Raw genomic sequence first — 1,606 nt, forward strand, 5'->3', positions numbered from 1 at the left:
TTTGCGCCGACGCGGTCGGGCAAGGGAGTCGGTCTTGTCGTGCCGACCCTTCTCGGCTGGTCCGGCTCGACCGTCATACATGACATCAAGGGAGAGAACTGGCAGCTGACGGCGGGCTGGCGCGCGCGCTTCTCGCACTGCCTGCTGTTCAACCCGACCGATGCCCGTTCCGCGCGCTACAATCCGCTGCTCGAAGTTCGTCGCGGCGCGGACGAAGTGCGCGACGTCCAGAACATCGCTGACATCCTCGTCGATCCCGAAGGCGCGCTGGACCGGCGCAATCACTGGGAAAAGACGAGCCACTCGCTGCTTGTCGGCGCGATCCTCCACATCCTCTATGCCGACGCCGACAAGACGCTTTCGCGCGTAGCGACCTTCCTGTCCGATCCGCAGCGACCGTTCGTCGCGACCCTGCGCGTCATGATGACGACCAATCATCTCGGGGCACCCGACGCCCCGGTCGTCCATCCCGTCGTGGCCTCGGCTGCGCGCGAACTGCTCAACAAGAGCGAGAACGAGCGTTCCGGCGTGCTGTCCACGGCGATGTCGTTCCTCGGCCTTTATCGCGATCCCACGGTGGCCGCCGTCACCGCCGCATCCGACTGGCGCATCGTCGACCTGGTCGAGGGTGATCATCCGGTGTCGCTCTACCTCGTCGTGCCGCCGTCCGACATCAGCCGCACCAAGCCGCTGATCCGGCTGGTGCTCAATCAGATTGGGCGCCGCCTCACCGAACATCTTCACGCAGATAACAAGCCGGGCCGCCATCGCCTGCTGATGATGCTGGACGAGTTTCCGGCGCTTGGCCGCCTCGACTTCTTCGAGACGAGCCTGGCATTCCTCGCCGGCTACGGCGTGCGCGCCTTCCTCATCGCCCAGAGCCTCAATCAGATCGAGAAGGCCTATGGCGAGCACAACGCGATCCTCGACAACTGCCATGTCCGCGTCGCCTTTGCGACCAATGACGAACGCACCGCCAAGCGCATCTCCGATGCGCTCGGCACCGCGACCGAGCAGCGTGCGATGCGCAACTATGCCGGCCACCGGCTCGCCCCCTGGCTCGCACACGTCATGGTCAGCCGGCAGGAAACAGCTCGCGCACTGCTGACACCCGGCGAAGTCATGCAGCTTCCGCCCGTGGACGAGCTTGTCCTCGTCGCCGGGCACGCCCCCGTGCGCGCGAAGAAGCTCCGCTACTACGAGGACAGGACCTTCAAGGCGCGCATCCTTCCCGCGCCAGCGCTGGCAAGCGGGGGCTACGCCGACCTGCCCAAGGCACGCGCGGACGACTGGCACGGCCTTGTACGCGGCACGGACGCCCGCCTCGGCGAAGCGCGCGACAACAGCGACGAGAAGGATAGCAGCGGCGGCCTGGAACAGGTTCGGCATCCCGCGCACGAACTTGAGGCGCCCGTACAGCAGGACGTGGGTCCGGCCGATGTCCTCGGTCTCGGCGACGACGACACCGATGCTGCCACCGACAAGCGCGCGATGGACCAGGCCCGATCGCTCGCCGCCACGCGCGCCGTCTACGCCATCGATTCCGCGTCGTCGCGTCCCGACGACCTGCAGCTGGACTTCTGACCATGGTCGAGAAGGTCCGCCA

The 1,606-nt window shown here is 66.7% G+C and carries 1 protein-coding gene; it reads left to right on the forward strand.

From position 1 onward, the window contains the following. The coding region (gene traG / locus KK488_RS21165; protein ID WP_214625718.1) for an IncP-type conjugal transfer protein TraG at positions 1–1,584 on the forward strand (1,584 nt) is incomplete at its 5' end. Positions 1,585–1,606 lie beyond the last annotated feature (22 nt).

Origin of the sequence: Sphingobium nicotianae, assembly GCF_018603885.1 — a bacterium.
Taxonomy (GTDB): Bacteria; Pseudomonadota; Alphaproteobacteria; order Sphingomonadales; family Sphingomonadaceae; genus Sphingobium; species Sphingobium nicotianae.